A 19,260-nucleotide genomic window follows, 5' to 3' on the forward strand; every position below is an offset into this window, starting at 1 on the left:
TGCGCCTCGGCCTCGAACAGGCGACCGGCGCGGTGATCACCGCCGTCGAACAGGGCGGTCCCGCCGACGAGGCGGGCCTCCTCACCGGGGACATCATCCTCGCCGTGTCGGGTACGCCGGTGACGGGCGTCGACGACCTCGTGCGCCTCCTCGATGCCGACAAGATCGGCTCGACCGTGCCGCTCGACGTGCTGCGCCGCTCGGACAAACGTCGCTATTGGGTGGCGCTCAGGGAACGGTAATCTAAAGGAGCGCTTCGGCGCCCCTTTTTCCAACCTGAATGCTCTTTCACCGTTGCCTGAGCAATTTGCTTGCGCTTGGAACAAAAACAGAACATAATCTCGGCATCGAGGGGGTAAGCCGATATCGCAGGCCGAAAAGCTCGTCGCCGATCTGATCGAAAATATAAGCGAAGTCGAACGCACGGAGCATGTCGGCCGCCACAATCGGCTATTCTCGGAACGCAGCAAAATATTAGACGCGATTGACGCCGAGCCGGATGGGCCCGGCGCGCTTTACCAACTTCTATCGCATCGCGATGCGAAAGTCCGGGACACGGTCGCACATCTCTTTCTGTTCCGCGGTCAGCATAGGCAGGAGAGCCTGGCCGTCATGCAGGAACTCGCCGAACGTGACGACCCGTTGGGACAAGCTGCGCGCCGTTTTCTCGAAGACCGACTCTTCGACCGCAAACCGGAGCCATCGCCACCGCGCGAGCCGCCAAAGTTTCCGTTCGAGGCCATGCCTGCCGGCATCAGCAAGCAAATGGCGGAGGAACTTATAGCCGAGGCCGGTTTCGGCGAAGCGATTTGCGCCTTGCTGCGTCCAGCGATCAGATTATGGCCGGTGCCTCTATCCGCCGAACCGACAGCCTCGCGCCTCGGCGGCCTTCCCGTTGTGCCCGAGGATTTCGTATGGCCAGCATATAAGGAAGAGCCCTTCTGGTTTTTGGGCCAGATCAATTGTGCGGAACTGGGTGCGCGCGCCAAGGCATTCGGCTTGCCGCAGGTTGGGCTCTTATCTTTCTTTGGCGACGGCGACGACGTCAGCGGATGCTTTCCGGCGGGCGGGGGCAAAATCTATTATTTCGCCGACACGGGCGCACTTTCGCCGGCGCATTTGCCGCTCGAGGATTTCGAACCGCAGATTTCCTGCGGCTTGGCTTTCTTCGAGACATTCGAACTGCCACATTTTTACGAGCCGGCCATCGAGGCGCGCAATTTTTCCGAAATTCAGGAATCAGCTTATATCGATCTGCGGCTTAACATTGCGAGCCTGGGCAAACCCAATCATTGGGAAGGACGCACAGAAATCAGCAAGCTGATGAGCGGCTATGAAATCAGCAAGCTTTTTGGCTGGCCCGATCGAATACAAATTAATGAAGTGGAGATGCCGGGGCGCTGGGGCTCTAAACTTCTGCTTCAACTCGGCGAATATACAAACGGCGAGGAACTGCACGGCTGGGGCCCGGGCGGCCTCGTCTATTTCACGCTGGCACCGCACGATCTGAAAGCCCGGCGCTTCGAGCGCGCCGAGCTCTTGATGCAGGCGAGCTAAAGACTGTCCTCAAAATTCTCCACCGGCTCGCCGGCGCCTTCCCAGCCGAGCATGCCGCCGGGATAATGCGCGCGGATGTCGCTGCGCCCCGCCTGCTGCGCGAGCCCGAGCGCCGCAATCGAGCGGCGGCCGGAGCGGCAGGAGAAGACGATCCTTTTGCCCGGCGCGGCCGGCGGCAAGGCATCCGGATCGAAGCTTTGCAGCGGATTCAACGTCGAACCCGGAATGTGGCCGGCGGCATATTCGTGCGGCTCGCGCACGTCGACGAGAACGATCGAGCCATCGGCAAGCCCGGCTTTCAAATCCTTCAGGCTCACGTCTTCGACGATAATCTTTGCCGCTTCAGCCATCGTGATGATCCCGGCGCGTTTGCGCCCCACTGGCCCCAAGTCCACAAAACGAGAGGCGATGTTTACGATACGAAAACTATAGGCTCGGCATGTATGTCGAGCAAGCAAGCCGGCCCATCAATTTTGGCGCAACCGCGCAAAATTCAATGGCTTGACGCGAGGCAAAGCGTTTCGCAAAACGCCCGCTCCGAAGGAGCAGCATTTGCGCCGCCAATTTTATCTCCTCGACGTCTTCACCGACCGGCCGCTCGCCGGCAATCCGCTTGCTATCGTCATCGACAGCGACGGCCTCGACGCGGCGGCCATGCAAAAGATCGCTGCGGAATTCAACCTGTCCGAGACAGTCTTCGTCCTGCCGCCGCTCGACCCGGTCAATACGGCGCGGCTGCGCATTTTCACGCCCAAGGCCGAATTGCCCTTCGCCGGCCACCCGACGATCGGCGCCGCCGTTCTCATCGGTGAATTGCGCGCCGCGAGCTTGATGCGCGGACAGGACGTTCGCATCGTGCTTGAGGAACCTGGCGGCGCCGTGACCTGCCTCGCCCGCCACCGCCCCGGCAAGGCGCGGCAAGCCGAATTCGCGCTGCCGAAATTGCCGGCGCGCATTGGTGCAGCGCAGCCCAGCGAAAAAATCGCCGCGGCGCTCGGCCTCGCATCGGCCGATATCGGCTTCGGCCGGCATCAGCCGGCGATCTTTTCCGCCGGTACGCCCTTCACCTGCGTGCCGATCGCAAGTCTCGCGGCCCTCAACGCAGCGCGGCCGCAGCTCGATCGTTTCGCCGACGCCTTCGCCCCGCCGGAGGCGGCGCACGCTTATCTTTATGCGCGTGGTGCCAACGACGATTTCGAGGCGCGGATGTTCGCGCCGAGCCTCGGCGTCTTCGAAGACCCAGCGACCGGCTCGGCCGCCGCCGCCTTTGCCGGCGCACTGATGCAATTCGAGGCTGTTCCCGACGGCCATCATGCGCTGACGATCCTGCAAGGCGCGGCGCTCGGCCGGCCGAGCACGATCGTGCTTTCTCTCGATGTCGCAGAGGGCGCCCTGGCGACCGCGGCGATCGGCGGCGGCGCAGTCATCGTCGCCGATGGAAAGCTCGATCTGTGAGCCGCGCGCCGCGCATCGAAAAGGTGGCGGCGATCGACATTCGCCTGCGCCCAAACGCATGGGATTTCGCGGCCGGTCATGCAGCCGAGATCGACGCCAATTGGCAAAAGCGGGTTGAAGCCAACCCGCGGCTCTATAACGGCGAAGTGTTGCTGATGCGCGATATTGCGCGCGATGCGGCGCCGGGCGGCGCGCGGCTTCAAGGCACGTGCTTTGTTGCGGAATATAAGGCCTTTCAGGCATGGCACGACCTCGGCCGCCCGGGCGGTGTCAGCAATCTTTTCGCGCTGGCGGCGTTGCGCGCGGCAGACGGCGCTTATCTTCTCGGCGAAATGGCGGCATGGACGGCGAATGCGGGGCGCGTCTATTGTCCCGGCGGCACGCCGGATCTGAATGATCTTGACGGCGACGGGCTGGATCTTGAAGGCAGCGCGTTGCGCGAACTCGCGGAAGAAACCGGCCTCGCGGCACAGGATGTCGCGCCGTCGCCGGGGTGGAGCGTGGTCTTCGACGGCGCGCTGATCGCCTGCATGAAAGAGCTGCGTTCGCCTTTGCCGATCGCCGATCTCATCACGCGGGTCGCGGAGTTTCTGGCGCAGGAGAAAAATCCGGAATTCGCGCGGCTCGTGCCGGTCTTCGGCCCTGCCGACATCGACGCCTCTATGCCGGCCTTTATGCAGGCCTATCTGCGGCGCGCCTTCGGCACAGGCTGAAGCGTCGGACATTCAAATTGAATCGCTCGGCGCTTTTAGGTCTTATCCTCGCATCGGCTTTGCCCGAAAACCGCTTCGCACGTTTCGGTCCGATGCTCTAAGTGTGATAGCCGTGCCGCACCTCCGATTGGCGGATCAGGCTCAAGGCTTCGCCGTCATGGCCCGCGGCACAAGCCGCCGCGGCGCGCGAGAGTTCGTGCTCGATCTCCACATAGACGGAATCATTGACATTGCCGGTGCGGTGATCGGCGCCGACGACGGCCTGGTAACGGTCGAGCCGCTCGGTGCAGGGCGCGCCCGGCGGCAAAGAATCTTGCGCTTTGACGGCACCGACGACAGCCAACGTGATACCCAATGCCATTCGCCAAGCCCGCATGGCGCCCTCCGCGATTCTTCGCCCGGAAAGATAGCGCGATTTGGCCGCCGCCGGTCAAGCGCGACGCGGTTGACAAGAGCCGCGACACTTTTCATTTTGCGGGCTGGCGATGGGGTTCCGCCATGTAACCGCCCTCGGGGCTGATGACTCCTGCGAAAAAAACGTCTTCGCGACGGCAGGAGATTTATGCGCAGCGCGGTTCCGAATTCTCTCTTTTCCGTCTCGCTGCGCGGTCTCCGGCCGCGCCCTTTCCTTCACAAAAAGGCAGGCCAAGCATGTGGGCTTATGTGACGATCGCGATCGGCGGCATTCTCGGCTGCTGGGCGCGTTATGCGATGACCAATTCGGTTCAGGCTTGGCTCGGGCGCGGATTTCCCTACGCGACTTTGTCGATCAATATCGCCGCCTGTTTGCTGATCGGTTTTCTGTTCACGATCACGGTCGAACGGATTGTCGTCGCGCCGACGATCCGACTCGGCCTATTGACCGGCTTCATCGGCGGCTTTTCGACATTCTCGACCTTCGCGATGGAAACATTCCTGCTCGCCGAACAAGGCGCCTGGGGCCGCAGCGCGCTCTATGTCTTTCTTTCGCTGCTGCTCGGGCTCGCGGCAACCGCCGCGGGCGTCTTCGCCGCGCGTGCAATCTGAAGGGACTGGTCATGACAAACGACGTCACCATCGTGCGCATCTATCTGCGCGAAGCCGACAGGGGCCGGCGCGAATCCCTGATGAAGGAAATTTTGAAAGTGCTGCACGATCAGCATCGCGTGAAGGGTGTCACGGTGTTTCGCGGCGTCGCCGGCTTCGGCGAGACGGACGAAGTCTATGGCGCCGATCTCTTGCATATTCTGACCAGCCTGCCGCTGGTCATCGAATTCTTCGATACTTCGCCACGCGTCGAAACCGCGATCGAGGCCTTGAACGGCTTGCTCCCCGCGGAGCATATTGTTTCATGGCCGGCCGTGCAGCGCTGAAGGCAACTTTCGGCGCCCTGGGGCGTTTACATTCCGGTGAAATTCACTTCGGGGGAGAGGAATTTGATCATTATCTCAACGTCACAATTGCGTGCAGCGCGCGGCCTGCTTGGCTGGTCCCAGGAAAAGCTCGCCGAAAAGGCCCATATCCCACTCGTGAGCCTGCTCGATTACGAGACGGGCGCGCGCAAGATGCCGGACACGACCGCGGCCAATCTGAAACATGCGCTGGAACGGTCTGGCGTCATCTTTGCCGATGATGAATCCGGCGTCAGCCTGTTGCCGCCGCCGAAGGTCGTGCCGCTCGAAAGCCTGAATTCCAGCAACGACGAATAGTCAGCCGGCCGCCTCAGCGGTGAATTTGGCGAGCATTTTCGCCAGCCCCTCGCGCGCGGGTTCGGTCAGCGCGTCCAGATCATATCGTAGAGCGAGCCAATCGACGGCGTTGTAGGCGAGATTGGTGTTGCCGGCTTCGTCCTCCCAAGCGAGGACGCGCAAAGGCAGATCGAGGCCGATCATCTGATTGGCCTGCATAAGCGGCGTGCCGCCCTTGGGATTGCCGAAGATCAAAACCTCGGTTGGCCTGAGCGCCAGCCCGACGGCTGCGGCACCGCCGGCATGATCGATGCGGGCGAAAATCGTGACCCCGGCGGCCTTGAGCGCCGTCTCCAGTCGGTCGAGCGTTTGTTTGACCGAATAATTGCTTGGAATCGTGATCAACCCGTTCGACGCCATCGCTGACCTCATGGCTGCGCCCAGGGCATGCGGGTGAGCCGCTGGGCAAGAAAATCCATCAAGACCTCAACCCGCGCCGGGCGCATCGGGCTCGGCGGCGTGATGAGATGCAGCGCCGCCGGCGGTGCCGACCAGTCCTTTAGCACGACTTCGAGCCGGCCCTCATCGATGTCCCGCCAGACGAGAAATTCAGGTTGCAAGGCCAAACCGATCCCGGCGCAGAGCGCCGGTTGCAAGACATCCGCATTGTTGGCACGCAGGGGCCCGGATACGGCGACGCTATAGTTGCCCTTCTTCGGATGCGAAAAGTGCCAGACGTCGCGGCTGCGCTGATAGGTATAGAGCAGCGCGGTATGGGCCGCGAGGTCCTGTGGATGCTGCGGGCGGCCGTACTTTTCGAAATAGCGCGGCGCGCCGACGAGCAGAATGCGCACCCGGCAGAGCCGCCGCGCGAGCAAGCTCGAATCCGGCAGATCGGAGATGCGCAAGGCGAGATCAAAACCATCGCTGACAATGTCGACGATCTGATCGCTGAGGCTTAATTCGATGGAGACCTGCGGATAGAGCCGGCAGAAATCGGGGAGCAGCGGCGCCAGATGGACGATGCCGAACGTCATCGGCGCGGCGACCCTTACGAGACCGCGCGGTTCGGCGGATTGCGCGGTCGCCTCGGCCTCGATCGCCTCGCCTTCCGCCAGGATTCGGCTCGCCCGCTCGAGCGTCGCCCGGCCCGCCTCGCTCAGCGACATGCGGCGCGAAGTGCGGTGGAAGAGCGCCGTGCCAAGCCGCGCCTCAAGCCGTCCGACCGCCTTCGAGACGGTCGCCTTCGACAGGCCGAGCTCGGCGGCCGCCCGGGCGAAGGAGCCCAACTCCGCCACTTTGGCAAATACCGCCCAGGCCTCGAAATCCGGAAGCTTCGGCATATCAAATCCGGAAACAGTTCGTTTCTATCATTTCTATTTCAGATTTAATCGCTCGGATCAATATTTCCTCCAACAGAGATCGGCGGCGGCCGATCCAGGGAGACTGGGACCATGATCGAACGCAGACCCTTTGAATCGCTCGGCGGCGCCAACCACGGCTGGCTCGACGCCAAGCATCATTTTTCCTTTGCCGACTATGCCGATGCCCAGCGCATGGGCTGGGGCGCGCTGCGCGTTTGGAATGACGATACGATCGCGCCGCACACCGGCTTTCCGCCGCATCCGCACCGCGACATGGAGATCATCACCTATGTCCGCGAGGGCGCCATCACGCATCAGGACAGTCTCGGCAACAAAGGCCGCACCGAAGCCGGCGACGTGCAGGTGATGAGCGCCGGCACCGGCATTCGCCACGCCGAATATAATCTCGAACCCGGCACGACGCGGATTTTCCAGATCTGGATCCTGCCGCGCGAACAGGGGCTCGGGCCGTCCTGGGGCGCAAAGCCATTTCCGAAGGACGATCGCGCCGGCCAGTTCGTGACATTGGCGAGCGGCTTTTCCGAGGACGTTGACGCTTTGCCGATCCGTGCCGACGCGCGCGTCGTCGGCGCCACGCTCAAGGCCGGCCAAACGGCGGACTATCCGCTCGGCGAAACCCGCCACGGCTATCTCGTTCCGGCCAAAGGTCAGGTCGAAGTCAACGCCGTGAAGCTCAACGCCCGCGACGGCGCTGCCGTCTTCGGCGAAAAGGTCCTGCGCATCAAAGCGCTTGAGGATGCCGAAGTCATTCTCGTCGACGCGGCCTAAGCAAACAAACGGCCGTCCCCAAAGGGCGGCCGCTTCTTTCAGCAAACCAAGTAGCGAGGTAAAAATGGCGAAGGTTCTGGTCCTCTATTATTCCGCTTATGGCCATATCGAAAAAATGGCCGAGGCTATCGCGGCGGGCGCACGCGAAGCCGGCGCGAAAGTCGATATCAAACGCGTGCCGGAGCTTGTCCCGCCCGAGGTTGCGGAGGCCTCGCATTTCAAGCTCGATCAGCCCGCGCCTGTCGCGACCATTGCCGAACTTGCCGACTATGATGCGATCATCATCGGTACCGGCACGCGCTTCGGCCGCATCTCGTCGCAGATGGCGAGCTTTCTCGATCAGGCCGGCGGCCTCTGGGCGAGCGGCGCCCTGAACGGCAAGGTCGGCGCCGCCTTCAGCGCGACCGCGACCCAACATGGCGGCCAGGAGACGACGCTGTTCTCCATCATCACCAACCTTTTGCATTTCGGCCTTGTCGTCGTCGGCCTGCCTTACAGCTTTCAGGGTCAGATGCGGGTCGACGAAATAACCGGCGGTTCGCCCTACGGCGCAACGACGATCGCCGCCGGCGACGGCTCGCGCCAACCGAGCGAAACAGAATTGGCCGGCGCCCGTTTCCAAGGCCGGCATGTGGCGGAAATCGCGACGAAATTATTCGGCTGAACAATTTCGCGCCTGAGTCGCCGGCTGGCTTCGTACAGACGACAAAAATTCGGCTATACTCCGGAGCCGGAAAACCCGGCCCCGGAGATCTGCATGAAAATGCCGCTCCTAGCGACCCTGTTCGTCAACGCCGACTCATCCGCCGCCGGCGATGCGCCGCGATTGCGCGACCTGATCCTCGGTCTGCACGCGGGCACGATCTCCGCGACCTCGGTTCTCGACCGGCTCGACCCCGCCTTTGCCGATGAGATCCACGCCTTCGTCGCCCACCGCGGCCTGACGGTCGAAAGTTTCATCGCCAATGCGCTGCTCGCCTTCGCCCTCGATGTCGCCGATCAGTCCTGGCGGCAAGGCATCAAAGCGCGGCAGCCGCAGGCCGAAGATCCGGAAGCCGCGCTCGTTGCCGACGTGCTCGCTGAGATCATGCGCCAGCGCCTCGACCGCCAAATTTCTCTCACGTGGCCGGCAGCGGCCCGCGAATCGCATGTGACATTCGGACGCCGGCGCGGCTAAAGGCTCGGCGATTGCGCTGAGCCGGTTTGATTTTGCTGCGGTTTTGTACCGCTGATGCCCTGTCTGTGCGTTTGGTGGAGAAGCGCGCGGCTGTCATATGGCGGTCACCGTCTTCCGTTTTGGTGATCCAGACGGCGCGTGATTTGGATTTGCCGGGGGTGGTTATGGCCAATCTTCCGACGCCGGAGCCGACCGATCAGCAGATGATGCAGGCTACCCTTCGCATGGCATGGGCCCAGAGATTGCGCAGCGCCGATCTCGCCGCGGTTCATCTGATCTCGCGCTCGGCGCGGCCGAAGATCGGCCGTGTGTCCGCCATCGCGATCAGCAAGCTTGGCAATAGCTGGCTCTATCTGATCATCGTGCCGATCATTTTCAGCGGCCTCGGCCGCGAAGGCTTCCGTGTCATCTTCCTTGGCGCGCTGAATGCCGGCCTGCTCCACCTGATGTTCCCGATCATCAAGCGCAAGATCGGCCGGCCGCGGCCCTATCAGGCCGATCCCAAGCTACAATCGCTGCTCACCGTGCTCGACGAACATTCGTTTCCGAGCGGCCATACGATGACGCTGTCCGGCGTGCTGACCCCTGTCGTGCTGGTTTGGCCGGGGGCGATTCTCTCCGCGATCGTCTTGCTGCTTCTGATGGCCTGGTCGCGCATCGCCACCGCGCACCATTATCCGAGCGACACATTCGCCGGCGCGATTCTCGGCATCGTCCTCGCCTATCCGCTGTCGATCCTCGTTCTCGCTCTTTGGTGAGCGTCAGATCACGATGCTTTCGGATCGAATCGATCCGAAAGCATAAACGTGATCGATTCTAAGAGTTTAGAGCGGGATTTTTGCGAAAAACCGCTGACACTTTTTCGCATCGCGCTCTAGGGCGCGACCGGCGCGTGTGCGACACCCTTTCGTTCGAGTTCATGCGCCACGCGCAAGATGAGGTCTTCGCGCCAGGGCGGCCCGATGATCTGCACGCCGATCGGCAGGTGTTCGCCCGGCGTCCACAAAGGCACGGTCAAAGCCGGCAAGCCGATGAAGGAAATCGGCTGGGTGTAGAGGCCGAGGTTGGCGCGCACCGGCACGTCGGCGCCATCGATCTCGATTGTCTTTTGGCCGGAGAGCGGCGCCCGGCATGGCGTCGCCGGCGTCAGGACGATGTCGACCTCCTCGAAGAGCGCGTTGATGCGGCCGCGAAACCAGGCGCGCAGCTTTTGTGCGCGAAGAACAGCTTCGGCCGGGATCATCGCCCCGGCAAACAACCGGTCGCGCACCGCGGCATCGAAATCCTGCGGGCGTTGACGCAGTCTCGAAAGATGAAAGGCGGCACCTTCCGCGGCGGTGATGACGAAAGCCGCAGCGCGTGCCGCCGCAGCCGACGGCACGACGACGTCACGCGTCGCGCCGAGCGCGGCTGCGACCGCGTCAACGGCGGCAAAACATTCGGGGCGGCCGCTGCGGCGAAAATAATCCCCCGCCACGGCGATGCGCAGGCCGGTCGCGCCTTGCGAAAGCAATGGTAGGACGCGCTCCGCCTCGCGCGCCGCTTGCGCTGGATCACCGCCATCCCTGCCCTGCATCGCGTCATAGGCAAGTGCGAGATCGCCCGCGGAGCGTGCCAGAACGCCGACATGGTCGAGGCTCGCGACGAAGGGAAAGACGCCGCGGCGCGACAGCCGGCCATAGGTCGGTTTGAGGCCGAAGAGCCCACAGAGCGAGGCCGGCACCCGAATCGAACCATTGGTGTCGGAGCCGAGTGCGAATGCGACCATGCCCGACGCCACGGCGCCGGCCGAACCGCCGGACGATCCGCCGGTCATATGGCGTGGATCATGCGGGTTGCGCGAATCCCCGTCGTGCACATTCTCGCCGGTGAAGCCATAGGCATATTCGTCCATGTCGAGCGCGCCCAGGAGAACGGCGCCCGCCGCCTCGAGCTTCTCGACGACGAAAGCATCGGTCGCCGCGGCCGCATTGTCGCGATTGATTCTCGATCCGGCGCGGGTGACGACACCGGCCACGTCGTAAAGATTTTTCACCGCATAGGGCACGCCGGCGAGCGCGCCGCGCGGCGCGTGCCCGGCATCAATGGCTGCCGCTTTGGCCAGGGCGCGCGCACGCGTGATATCGGTGAAGGCGTTGAGCTGCGGATTGCGCGCATCGACATGCCCCAGCGCCGCCGCGGTGACGGCGCGGGCGGACATCTGCCCGCTCGAAACAGCCGCTGCTATGTCACGGGCCGCGGCGCGCAGAACGTCAAGCGTCAGGCTCATGCCCGGAACACCGGCGCCGGCTCGGCAAGATCGTCGAGCGCGACGTCGCCGACGAGGCCGATCTGCCTTGCGATCAGACGCAAATTGGCGAGGATTTCGGCGCGGTCGCCGCGCTCGATCGGCAAGTCGAGGAGAGCTGCCATGGCATCGCACCAGGCGGCCAGCGATGCATCATCGATCATAACAGCGCCATCTTACAGTATCGATCGCATCAGATCTGCCCGAAAACCGCTGCGCACTTTTCGGTCCGATGGACGTCTCTAATCTTTTCATCGCATCGGATTTGCCCGAAAACCGCTGCGCACTTTTCGGTCCGATGGACGTCTCTAATCTTTTCATCGCATCGGATCTGCCCGAAAACCGCTGCGCACTTTTCGGTCCGATGCTGCTTATTCCGCCGCGATTTTCAAGGCGCCGCGGATCGTGCTGCGCAGCTCATCGATCGGTGCGAGTTTGCCGTCGCGCTCGATATGCCAGAAGGTCCAGCCGTTGCAAGCCGGCAGGCCTTGCGCAAGCGCGCCGACCTTATGGATCGAGCCGATGATGGCAAGCTCGGAGCCGGCGCCGACGAGAGCCAGCGTTCCGTCGGCGCGCACGAGCGCGCGATGGCGCTTCTTTTCGTCGATGAGCACCGCACCGGGGGCGATGAGGCCGGCTTCAACCACCGAGGCGAAAGCGACACGCGGCTGCGATCGCTTGCTTGGGGCGGCGCTGATTGCCTCCTCGGGATAGGGCGTGACGGCGGCGATGCGCGCCCGTGCGGCAGCCGCATAAGTCTTGTCGCGCTCGATGCCGATGAAACTGCGGCCAAGCCTTTTGGCGACGGCGCCCGTCGTGCCGGTCCCGAAAAACGGGTCGAGCACGAGATCGCCGGGCTGCGACGCCGCCTGCAGCACGCGCGCAAGGAGGGATTCGGGCTTCTGCGTCGGATGCGTCTTGCTTCCGCCCGCATCCTTCAATCGTTCCGCGCCGGTGCAGATCGGCAGAAACCAGTCCGAACGCACCTGGCAGTCTTCGTTGCCGGCTTTGAGCGCTTCGTAGTTGAACGTGTAGCTTTTCGCGCCGGCGCCCTTTGCCGCCCAGATCAATGTTTCATGCGCGTTGGTGAACCGGCGGCCGCGGAAGTTCGGCATCGGATTGGCCTTGCGCCAGACGATGTCGTTCAAAATCCAAAAGCCGAGATCCTGAAGGATCGTGCCGACGCGGAAAATGTTGTGGTAGGAGCCGATGACGAAGATCGTCGCATTGTCCTTCATCACCCGCCGGACGCCGCTGAGCCAATCGCGGGTGAAGCGATCATAGTCGCCGAAGCTCGCGAACTTGTCCCAATCATCATCGACCGCATCGACCAGGCTCTGGTCCGGCCGTGACAGGGACTGTTCGAGCTGCAGATTGTAAGGCGGATCGGCGAAGACGAGATCGACGCTCGCCTCCGGCAGGCTGGCAAGTTTCTCCAGGCAGTCGCCGATGAGAATCTCGTTGACGGGAAGAACGTTGTGTTGGGCTACCGGAGAAGCAACGGCCGGGACAAGCCTGCGCGAGTGCTCAGTACGCAAGACCTTTAGCTGAGACTTCGTGGCGGCAGTCCCGGCACGTGCGATACGCATAGACACTCACCGGATACGCGACGAACAACGACAATTTGCGCGAAGCCGGTAAAATCCGCGTTTAGGATGATGACGCGAACCTGTCCCTTTTCTGAACGATTTGATTAAAAGAAACTTGCCGCCGAGCCTAAGCGGCCGGCTCCGCCCTGAACGGCGAGAAGCTCAAGCGGTGATAGGGAGAGGGCCCGTGTTTGGCGATCGCGGCGAGGTGCTCCGGGGTCGCATAACCGACATGGCGGCTGAATCCATAGACCGGAAACAGACCGCATAAACGCGCCATCAGGCGGTCGCGCGTGACTTTTGCAACGATCGAGGCCGCGGCAATCGACAGCGAGCGCGCGTCGCCGCCGATGATCGTCTCGCCGGCGCAGCACAGCGCCGCCGGCAGATCATTGCCGTCGACGAGCACATAGCTCGGCGCGACGGCGAGCGCGGCAAGCGCCCGCCGCATCGCAGCAAGACTAGCCTGACGGATGTTGATGGCGTCGATCTCCGCCGCACTCGCAAAAGCGACCGACACGGCTACAGCATGCCGCATGATCTCTTCGTAAGCGGCTTCGCGCTCTTCTGCGGTCAGCGCCTTCGAATCATTGACACCCTTCGGCAAGCGGGCCGGATCGAGAATCACAGCCGCCGCAGCAACCGGCCCAGCCAGCGGACCGCGCCCGACTTCATCCATTCCGGCGATCGGCCAGACGGATTTCTTGGCCAATTGCCGCTCGTAGCGGAAATGCGGCAAAGAGGGCTTCTTGACCATGCCTGAGCCTTGTGGGCGCCCCCGCCCGAGCCAGGCTCTTAGCCCCAAGATCGCAAGCCGCGCAATCCATTGCATGGCGAAGCTCACAGCAATTCGAGCTGCAATTGCTCGTTTTGCCGCTTCGGCGGCGTGAAAAGATCGTGCCGCAGCCGGATTCGCGTCTTGGCAAACCCGAGCTTTGCGGCCGCCGCCTCGAACCTGCGACCGATCATCCAGGCATAGGGGCCCGAGCCCGTCATCCGCTTGCCGAATTGAGACTCATAGATCTTGCCATCGCGGGTCGAGCGGATGAGCGAAAGGACATGGCGCGCCTTGCTTGGATAATGCGCCAGCAGCCATTCGCTGAAGAGATCGCTCAATTCGAGCGGCAGGCGCAGCATGACATAACCCGCCTCGCGGGCGCCGGCCGCCTGGGCGCGCTCCAATATGGTCTCGATCTCGGCATCGTTCAGCGCCGGGATCACCGGCGCGACCATGACGCAGGTCGGAATGCCCGCCTCCGCCAAAGCCTTGAGGGTCGCAAGCCGTTTCTCCGGCGCTGCGGCGCGCGGTTCGAGGCGCCTTGCGAGCACCGGGTCGAGGCTCGTGACCGACAAAGCCACTTTGACGAGCCCCTTTTCCGCCATCGGCGCCAGGAGATCGAGATCGCGCAGCACCAAAGCCGATTTGGTGACGATGCCGACGGGATGATTGGTGCGGGCCAAAACTTCGAGCACCTGCCGCATCACCCGATGCTGGCGCTCGATCGGCTGATAGGGATCGGTATTGGTGCCGATGGCGATCGTGCGCGGCTGATAAGTCTTCGCCGCCAATTCGCGTTCGAGCAGCGCCGCGGCATCGGCTTTGGCGAAAAGCTTGGTCTCGAAATCGAGCCCCGGCGACAGGCCCATATAGGCGTGCGTCGGCCGCGCGAAACAATAGACGCAGCCGTGCTCGCAGCCGCGATAGGGATTGATCGAGCGGTCGAAGGAAATATCGGGCGATTCATTGCGGGTGATGATCGTCTTCGCCCGCTCGAGCGTCACCGAGGTCTTGAGCGGCGGCGGCTCGTCTTCGGCGAGCCAGCCGTCATCGACCGGCGCATAGGCCAAAGGCTCGAAACGGCCACTTGCATTGGATTGCGCGCCACGGCCCCGCCGCGGCATAAGAGGCCGCGCATCCTCGACCCTGGGGGCCGGATCGAAGATGCGCGGCGGCCGAAGCGAAGGCGGCGCCGCTTGGGCTACACGGCGGCTGCCCTCGCCAGGAACTGGAGATTTCGCTTGAACCGGAGTGGCTGCGTGCGAGGAAACTTTGACGGCCATTTGCGACGACTTCATGTAAGAACATGATGAGAACATTTAAAGAACAGAACGTGCCTTGTCAATCGGCAAGCCGCCAAAATTCCAATGAGGTTTGAGCCTTCGCAATGATGTCCCTGATCGTTCTCTGCCCGCCCTCGGCTGCCGTGGGTGGGCTCGAATCACGAGCCGCCGAAACCCAAGTCGCCGAAGCGCAAATCGCTGAAGCAACGGTGCGCACGCTCTCGGCCTTTGTCAGCGCCGCTGTGCGCGGCCTGGTGCGTGAAGCGGTCCTCGTCGGGCCGCCGCAGATCAGGCTCGGTTATATTGCCGACCACGCCGGCTGCGCTTTCGTCGAAGCAAAAACCGAGGCTGACGGAATTGCCCAAGCCTTTCCGCTGGCGCGCGCGGCGCATCTCTTCATCGTCCGCGCCGGCTATGTCCCGGAGACCGGCTTCGCCGAAGCCATCGAAGACCTTCTGCGCTTCGGCAAGGCCGAGACACGCGGCTGGCTGTTACGCGGCGAGCCGGCGCGGCCGATCGAGAAAATCCTGACGCATCTCGTTCAGCCGGCGGCGCTCCTGGCACCGCGCCGCCTCTGCCTCAACGTGAAGGCGCCGAGCTTTACGGCACTCGCCAAGGCGGTGCACGCGCGGCCAGCGAACGGGATCAGGCTGCGGCGCGTCGCTTGATCGGCGCCTATCGTGCGAACGTGTTGCAGGAATCGATCTGGCCCGATTTGAGGCCGGTCTCGAGCCATTGCACGCGCTGCGCCGCCGAGCCGTGGGTGAAGGAATCCGGCACCGCATAGCCGCGCGCCGCCTTTTGCAGCCGGTCGTCGCCAATCGCCTGCGCGGTCGCGACGGCTTTCTCGACATCGCCCTGATCGAGGATGTGATATTTCGCCTGGGCATTGTTGGCCCAGACGCCGGCGAGACAATCGGCCATCAATTCGATGCGCACCGACAGCGCATTGGCCTGCGCCCGATCGCCGGCATTCTGCTCGGCCCGGTTGACCTTCGATAAAATGCCAAGTTGATCCTGGACGTGATGACCGATCTCATGCGCGATCACATAGGCATAAGCGAAATCGCCGCCGCCGCCATATTTGGTCTGCATGTCGCGGAAGAAGGAGGTGTCGAGATAGACCTTCTGGTCTTCGGGGCAATAGAACGGGCCCATCGAAGCCGATGCTCCGCCGCAGCCCGAGCGCGTCGCGCCGCTATAGAGCACGAGCTTCGGCGGCACATATTGGATGCCCTTTTGCGCCGGCAGAACCTGCGACCAGACATCTTCCGTCTGCGCCAGAATGGCAGCGACGAATTGGCCGATCTGATCCTTCGGTACGCCGGTCTCGGTCGAAGCCTGCTGCGTCGGTTGCGCGGGCGAAACCTGGCCGCCTTGCTGCAAGCCGTGGCTGGCGTTCTGCACCATTTCGGCGCCGCCGATCAGGACACGCGGGTCGATGCCGAGCGCCCAGCCGATCAAGCCCAGAATGATGATCGCGCCGAGGCTGAGATGGCCGGCGCCAAGTCCGCCCGGCAGGCTAAGGCCACCGCCCGAAAGGTCGCCGGCATTATCATCGCCGCGCCGGTCCTCGACATTGTCCGACCTGCGAAAATTCTGCCACTCCATGCGCCGGGCTCCCTCGTTTTTCGCGCCAGTCTAGCACGTTCCCTATACGCGCGAAGCCGCGCTGTGCGCCAGATCGCGGCGCCGGGCCGAGCCCAAGCTTTTGACGGTTTTCTGAAAGCGCGCGCGGCGTCAGACGTCGCGCATTTTCCTGGCGAGTTCGCGCAAGTCCTGCCAGGCAAATTTTTTGTGCGACGGCTGGCGCAAGAGATAGGCCGGGTGCAGCATCGCCATGGCGGGGATGATCGTGCCGCCGCGATCATAGTCCATCCAGCGGCCGCGGCTGCGCATGATGCCCTCCTTGACGCCAAGCAAGGTCTGCATCGAGGGCGCGCCGAGGCAGATCAGGACTTTCGGCGCGACGAGCTCGATCTGCCGGCGGGTGAACGGCAGGCAGGCGCCCGTCTCAAGCGGCGTCGGCGTCCGATTGCCGGGCGGCCGCCACGGCACGACATTGGCGATATAGACTTTGCTGCGATCGAGCCCGATCGAGGCCAGCATCTTGTCGAGCAATTGCCCGGCACGGCCGACGAACGGCCGGCCGATGCGGTCTTCATCCGCCCCCGGCGCTTCGCCGACGAACATGATGTCGGCCTCGGGATTGCCGTCGGCGAAGACAAGCTGCGTTGCGGTTGCTTTCAGGCCGCAGCCTTCGAAAGCCAGAAGCCGTGCGCGCAGATCGTCAAGCGTCTGTGCTTTGGCGGCGTCTTGCGCCATTTGCTCACCGAGCGCCGGCAGCGCGGTCAGCGGCGGCGCGGCGGCCGCAGCTCTTCGTTGGATTGGCGGTGGCGGCGCTTTCGCCGAGCTTTGCGATTCGGCGAAGCGATCATGCGGCTCATCATCGACGGCAAGATCGACGCCCATGTCAGCATACCAGCGCAGAAGCTGCGCTAGCGACTCGGGCGACAGGTCGGCCATATCAGACATGGTTGTGCTCTAAAGCCGCTGGTCGGCTCTCGCGCACGACCGCGTGCGGGCCATAAGCGGCGAGAAACACGCGCACAGCTTCCTCGACATGATGACGAATGATCTCCTCGGTCAATTGCTCATAATCCGGCGCGACCAGTTTGATGATGTGACGGTTGGCAACGACGGCGCCGAGAAAGATTCTCGCGGCAACCATTGGCTCGTCACACTGCAGCATGCCTTGTCTCGTGGCATATTCCAGATAGTTCGAAAGGTCGTTGAGCAAATGGCTCGGGCCCTGCTCGAAGAAGATACGGCCGAGCTCGGGCGTGCGCTGCGCCTCGGAAATGACGATGCGGAACAGGCAAACGGGATCTTCGTTGATCAGTTTGCTCAGCAGGTTGAAACCGAGCTCTTTCAGCACTTCGCGGGGGTCGTTGTGCTGGCCGATTTCGCGCTCGACCTTGCCGTAGACCCGCTCGGCGCGGGCTCGCACGACCTCGGAGAACAATCCTTCCTTGCTGCCGAAATGCCGATAGAGCGTCTCCTTCGAGGCGCCGGCGCGCGAGGCGACGATCTGCATCGTGGTGTCGTTAAAGCCGAGCTCTAGAAAAACGCGTTCGGCCACTGCTGCAATTTCATCACGCCGCTTCTCGCCGCGTGGGATGCGCCGTTCCCTCAACATAATCTTTTCGGTCCTTCGGTTGACATTGCCTGGCGGCGACCATATACGAACTCATCAGTTCGGTTAAGTCTGAATTTTGATAAATCTTCATCGGCTTGCGCGACCGCGAGTCGGTGAAGGGGTGGTTTTCGCTCCAAACCGCATGTTGCACTGCCATGGCCAAATCGCGCACCGATACCGATCTCCCTGTCGCCGAGGAGGGCTCGACGCAAGGCGCGCCGCCGAAGGCCGCGCCCCTGCCCGAGGAAAAGCCGGCTCCCCCCGCGGCGAAAAAAAAGCGCCGGCCGGTGACCTGGATCGTGCTGCTGGCTCTGTTCGGCGGCCTCGGCTTCACGGCTTACGAATATTGGCTTGCCAACCGCGATTTTGAGGAAACCGACGACGCCTTCATCGATGGCCGCGCGGTGACGATCGCACCGCGGGTCTCCGGCAATGTCGTCTCGCTCGACGTGACCGACAATGAGTTCGTCAAGAAGGGCCAGGCGCTGATCCACATCGATCCGAGCCAATATGTGATCGACGTCGAGAATGCGAAGGCCAATCTGGCAACCGCCGAAGGGCAATATGCCGGCTTCCAATATGCCGCCGACGTGGCGAAGAAGAATTTCCCGGCGCAGCTCGATTCGGCCAAGGCGCAACTGGCCTCCGCCCAGGCCGCGCTCGTGCGCGCGCAGGCCGACTACGATCGGCAGAAGGCGCTCCCCAGCCGTGCGACGACGCAGCAGGAAGTCGATGCCGCGACCGCTGCCTTGCGCCAAGCGCAGGCGCAGGTCGCCGCGGCGCAGGCGCAGGTCGAACAGGCCGCCCCCGTGCCTCAGCGCATCGGCCAGGCTGAAGCGCAGGTGTCGCAATTCCACGGCGAAATCGACCAGGCGAAAGCCAAGCTCGACCAGGCGCTGCTCAACCTTTCCTGGGCGGTTGTGCAGGCGCCGCAGGACGGCTGGATCACCAAGCGCAATGTCGAAGTCGGCACCTATGTGACGCCGGGCCAGCAGATCTTCTCGCTGGTTTCGCCGGAAATCTGGGTGACGGCAAACTTCAAGGAAAGCCAGCTCGCCGACATGCGGCCGGGCCAGCCGGTGACGATCAATGTCGATGCCTACCCCGACCTGCACTTGAAGGGCCACGTCGATTCGATCCAGCTCGGCACGGGCTCGCGTTTCACCGCCTTTCCGCCGGAAAACGCGACCGGCAATTTCGTCAAGATCGTTCAGCGCGTTCCGGTGAAGATCGTCATCGACTCAGGTCTCGACCCCAAGCGGCCGCTGTCGCTCGGCCTGTCTGTCGAGCCGAGCGTGAAGGTCCGATGAGCGCAGAAGAGACGCTGCGGCTGCCCGGCGGCGCTGCGCCGCCGACAGCCCCGGCTCGGCCCGCGGCCCTGCTGGCGAAGCCATTCGCCAGC

The 19,260-nt window shown here is 63.2% G+C and carries 26 protein-coding genes and 1 riboswitch; of the genes, 13 read left to right on the forward strand and 13 right to left on the reverse strand.

Translation table 11 applies throughout. The features are described from left to right. Window positions 1–242: PDZ domain-containing protein (locus Q0025_RS13130; RefSeq protein ID WP_297299863.1), on the forward strand; the 242-nt coding region annotated here is incomplete at its 5' end. 370 nt (window positions 243–612) lie between these two features. Next, complete coding sequence (locus Q0025_RS13135) at window positions 613–1,557, forward strand: DUF1963 domain-containing protein (RefSeq protein ID WP_297299865.1); 945 nt, start codon at window positions 613–615, stop codon at window positions 1,555–1,557. Here the strand turns inward: Q0025_RS13135 and Q0025_RS13140 are convergent. Next, entirely contained in the window at window positions 1,554–1,907 is a 354-nt protein-coding gene (locus Q0025_RS13140) for a rhodanese-like domain-containing protein (RefSeq protein WP_297299867.1), read from the reverse strand. The two genes, Q0025_RS13135 and Q0025_RS13140, sit on opposite strands and share 4 nt — an antisense overlap. Window positions 1,908–2,109: 202 nt before the next feature. On the opposite strand from Q0025_RS13140, the gene Q0025_RS13145 reads away from it, so the two are divergent. Both Q0025_RS13145 and Q0025_RS13150 read left to right on the forward strand, forming a co-directional pair. Further along, window positions 2,110–3,012, forward strand: coding sequence for a PhzF family phenazine biosynthesis protein (locus Q0025_RS13145; protein WP_297299869.1), 903 nt, complete (start codon window positions 2,110–2,112; stop codon window positions 3,010–3,012). Continuing rightward, window positions 3,009–3,725: an NUDIX hydrolase gene (locus Q0025_RS13150; protein ID WP_297299871.1), complete on the forward strand. Its 717-nt coding sequence runs from the start codon at window positions 3,009–3,011 to the stop codon at window positions 3,723–3,725. The genes Q0025_RS13145 and Q0025_RS13150 overlap by 4 nt, the downstream gene beginning before the upstream one ends. Window positions 3,726–3,822: 97 nt before the next feature. Here Q0025_RS13150 and Q0025_RS13155 read toward each other — a convergent pair whose 3' ends face one another. Further along, window positions 3,823–4,101, reverse strand: coding sequence for a hypothetical protein (locus Q0025_RS13155; RefSeq protein ID WP_297299873.1), 279 nt, complete (start codon window positions 4,099–4,101; stop codon window positions 3,823–3,825). Window positions 4,102–4,197: 96 nt separating this feature from the next. Further along, window positions 4,198–4,261, forward strand: a riboswitch (Fluoride riboswitch). A gap of 115 nt (window positions 4,262–4,376) precedes the next feature. Here Q0025_RS13155 and crcB point away from each other — a divergent pair. The 3 genes from crcB (at window position 4,377) to Q0025_RS13170 (ending at window position 5,413) form a co-directional block, all read left to right on the forward strand. After that, window positions 4,377–4,751: a fluoride efflux transporter CrcB gene (gene crcB, locus Q0025_RS13160; RefSeq protein WP_297299875.1), complete on the forward strand. Its 375-nt coding sequence runs from the start codon at window positions 4,377–4,379 to the stop codon at window positions 4,749–4,751. A gap of 11 nt (window positions 4,752–4,762) precedes the next feature. Further along, window positions 4,763–5,077 (forward strand): DUF190 domain-containing protein, encoded by a 315-nt coding sequence (locus Q0025_RS13165; protein ID WP_297299876.1) that lies wholly within the window; start codon window positions 4,763–4,765, stop codon window positions 5,075–5,077. A gap of 63 nt (window positions 5,078–5,140) precedes the next feature. After that, window positions 5,141–5,413 (forward strand): helix-turn-helix transcriptional regulator, encoded by a 273-nt coding sequence (locus Q0025_RS13170; protein ID WP_297299878.1) that lies wholly within the window; start codon window positions 5,141–5,143, stop codon window positions 5,411–5,413. Here the strand turns inward: Q0025_RS13170 and Q0025_RS13175 are convergent, their stop codons facing one another. Beyond that, entirely contained in the window at window positions 5,414–5,812 is a 399-nt protein-coding gene (locus Q0025_RS13175; protein ID WP_297299880.1) for a DUF302 domain-containing protein, read from the reverse strand. A gap of 8 nt (window positions 5,813–5,820) precedes the next feature. Beyond that, entirely contained in the window at window positions 5,821–6,735 is a 915-nt protein-coding gene (locus tag Q0025_RS13180; RefSeq protein WP_297299882.1) for a LysR family transcriptional regulator, read from the reverse strand. Window positions 6,736–6,846: 111 nt separating this feature from the next. Here Q0025_RS13180 and Q0025_RS13185 point away from each other — a divergent pair, with 111 nt between their 5' ends. From Q0025_RS13185 to Q0025_RS13200, 4 genes are all read left to right on the forward strand, one after another. Beyond that, on the forward strand, window positions 6,847–7,545 hold the full coding sequence (locus Q0025_RS13185) for a pirin family protein (RefSeq protein WP_297299884.1): 699 nt from the start codon (window positions 6,847–6,849) through the stop codon (window positions 7,543–7,545). A 64-nt stretch (window positions 7,546–7,609) separates the two neighbouring features. Continuing rightward, window positions 7,610–8,209: an NAD(P)H:quinone oxidoreductase gene (gene wrbA, locus Q0025_RS13190; protein ID WP_297299886.1), complete on the forward strand. Its 600-nt coding sequence runs from the start codon at window positions 7,610–7,612 to the stop codon at window positions 8,207–8,209. 93 nt (window positions 8,210–8,302) lie between these two features. Further along, window positions 8,303–8,722 (forward strand): hypothetical protein, encoded by a 420-nt coding sequence (locus Q0025_RS13195; protein ID WP_297299887.1) that lies wholly within the window; start codon window positions 8,303–8,305, stop codon window positions 8,720–8,722. Window positions 8,723–8,886: 164 nt separating this feature from the next. Beyond that, window positions 8,887–9,480, forward strand: coding sequence for a phosphatase PAP2 family protein (locus Q0025_RS13200; RefSeq protein WP_297299889.1), 594 nt, complete (start codon window positions 8,887–8,889; stop codon window positions 9,478–9,480). 116 nt (window positions 9,481–9,596) lie between these two features. Here the strand turns inward: Q0025_RS13200 and Q0025_RS13205 are convergent, their stop codons facing one another. From Q0025_RS13205 to Q0025_RS13225, 5 genes are all read right to left on the reverse strand, one after another. Further along, window positions 9,597–10,991: an AtzE family amidohydrolase gene (locus tag Q0025_RS13205; RefSeq protein ID WP_297299891.1), complete on the reverse strand. Its 1,395-nt coding sequence runs from the start codon at window positions 10,989–10,991 to the stop codon at window positions 9,597–9,599. Further along, window positions 10,988–11,173: a DUF4089 domain-containing protein gene (locus Q0025_RS13210; RefSeq protein ID WP_297299893.1), complete on the reverse strand. Its 186-nt coding sequence runs from the start codon at window positions 11,171–11,173 to the stop codon at window positions 10,988–10,990. Before Q0025_RS13210 ends, Q0025_RS13205 begins: the two co-directional genes overlap by 4 nt. Window positions 11,174–11,380: 207 nt before the next feature. Then, on the reverse strand, window positions 11,381–12,598 hold the full coding sequence (locus Q0025_RS13215; RefSeq protein ID WP_297299895.1) for a site-specific DNA-methyltransferase: 1,218 nt from the start codon (window positions 12,596–12,598) through the stop codon (window positions 11,381–11,383). A gap of 127 nt (window positions 12,599–12,725) precedes the next feature. Continuing rightward, entirely contained in the window at window positions 12,726–13,355 is a 630-nt protein-coding gene (locus tag Q0025_RS13220) for a ribonuclease HII (RefSeq protein ID WP_297299897.1), read from the reverse strand. An 83-nt stretch (window positions 13,356–13,438) separates the two neighbouring features. After that, complete coding sequence (locus tag Q0025_RS13225) at window positions 13,439–14,500, reverse strand: PA0069 family radical SAM protein (protein WP_297299899.1); 1,062 nt, start codon at window positions 14,498–14,500, stop codon at window positions 13,439–13,441. 263 nt (window positions 14,501–14,763) lie between these two features. Here Q0025_RS13225 and Q0025_RS13230 point away from each other — a divergent pair, with 263 nt between their 5' ends. Continuing rightward, window positions 14,764–15,327, forward strand: coding sequence for a hypothetical protein (locus Q0025_RS13230; RefSeq protein ID WP_297299901.1), 564 nt, complete (start codon window positions 14,764–14,766; stop codon window positions 15,325–15,327). 7 nt (window positions 15,328–15,334) lie between these two features. Here the strand turns inward: Q0025_RS13230 and Q0025_RS13235 are convergent, their stop codons facing one another. The 4 genes from Q0025_RS13235 to Q0025_RS13250 all read right to left on the reverse strand — a co-directional run bounded on the left by Q0025_RS13235 (window position 15,335) and on the right by Q0025_RS13250 (window position 18,015). Next, on the reverse strand, window positions 15,335–16,270 hold the full coding sequence (locus tag Q0025_RS13235; RefSeq protein ID WP_297299903.1) for a neutral zinc metallopeptidase: 936 nt from the start codon (window positions 16,268–16,270) through the stop codon (window positions 15,335–15,337). 129 nt (window positions 16,271–16,399) lie between these two features. Beyond that, on the reverse strand, window positions 16,400–17,194 hold the full coding sequence (locus Q0025_RS13240; protein WP_297299905.1) for a uracil-DNA glycosylase: 795 nt from the start codon (window positions 17,192–17,194) through the stop codon (window positions 16,400–16,402). Next, window positions 17,187–17,801, reverse strand: a complete 615-nt coding sequence (locus tag Q0025_RS13245; RefSeq protein WP_297299907.1) for a TetR/AcrR family transcriptional regulator — start codon at window positions 17,799–17,801, stop codon at window positions 17,187–17,189. Before Q0025_RS13245 ends, Q0025_RS13240 begins: the two co-directional genes overlap by 8 nt. Window positions 17,802–17,814: 13 nt before the next feature. Further along, window positions 17,815–18,015, reverse strand: coding sequence for a hypothetical protein (locus Q0025_RS13250; RefSeq protein ID WP_297299909.1), 201 nt, complete (start codon window positions 18,013–18,015; stop codon window positions 17,815–17,817). On the opposite strand from Q0025_RS13250, the gene Q0025_RS13255 reads away from it, so the two are divergent. Further along, a complete protein-coding gene (locus Q0025_RS13255) occupies window positions 18,014–19,168 on the forward strand; it encodes an HlyD family secretion protein (protein WP_297299913.1) in 1,155 nt (384 codons plus the stop codon). The two genes, Q0025_RS13250 and Q0025_RS13255, sit on opposite strands and share 2 nt — an antisense overlap. Window positions 19,169–19,260: the final 92 nt, after the last annotated feature.

The organism is uncultured Methylovirgula sp. (assembly GCF_947646745.1).
In the GTDB taxonomy this organism is placed as follows: domain Bacteria; phylum Pseudomonadota; class Alphaproteobacteria; order Rhizobiales; family Beijerinckiaceae; genus Methylovirgula.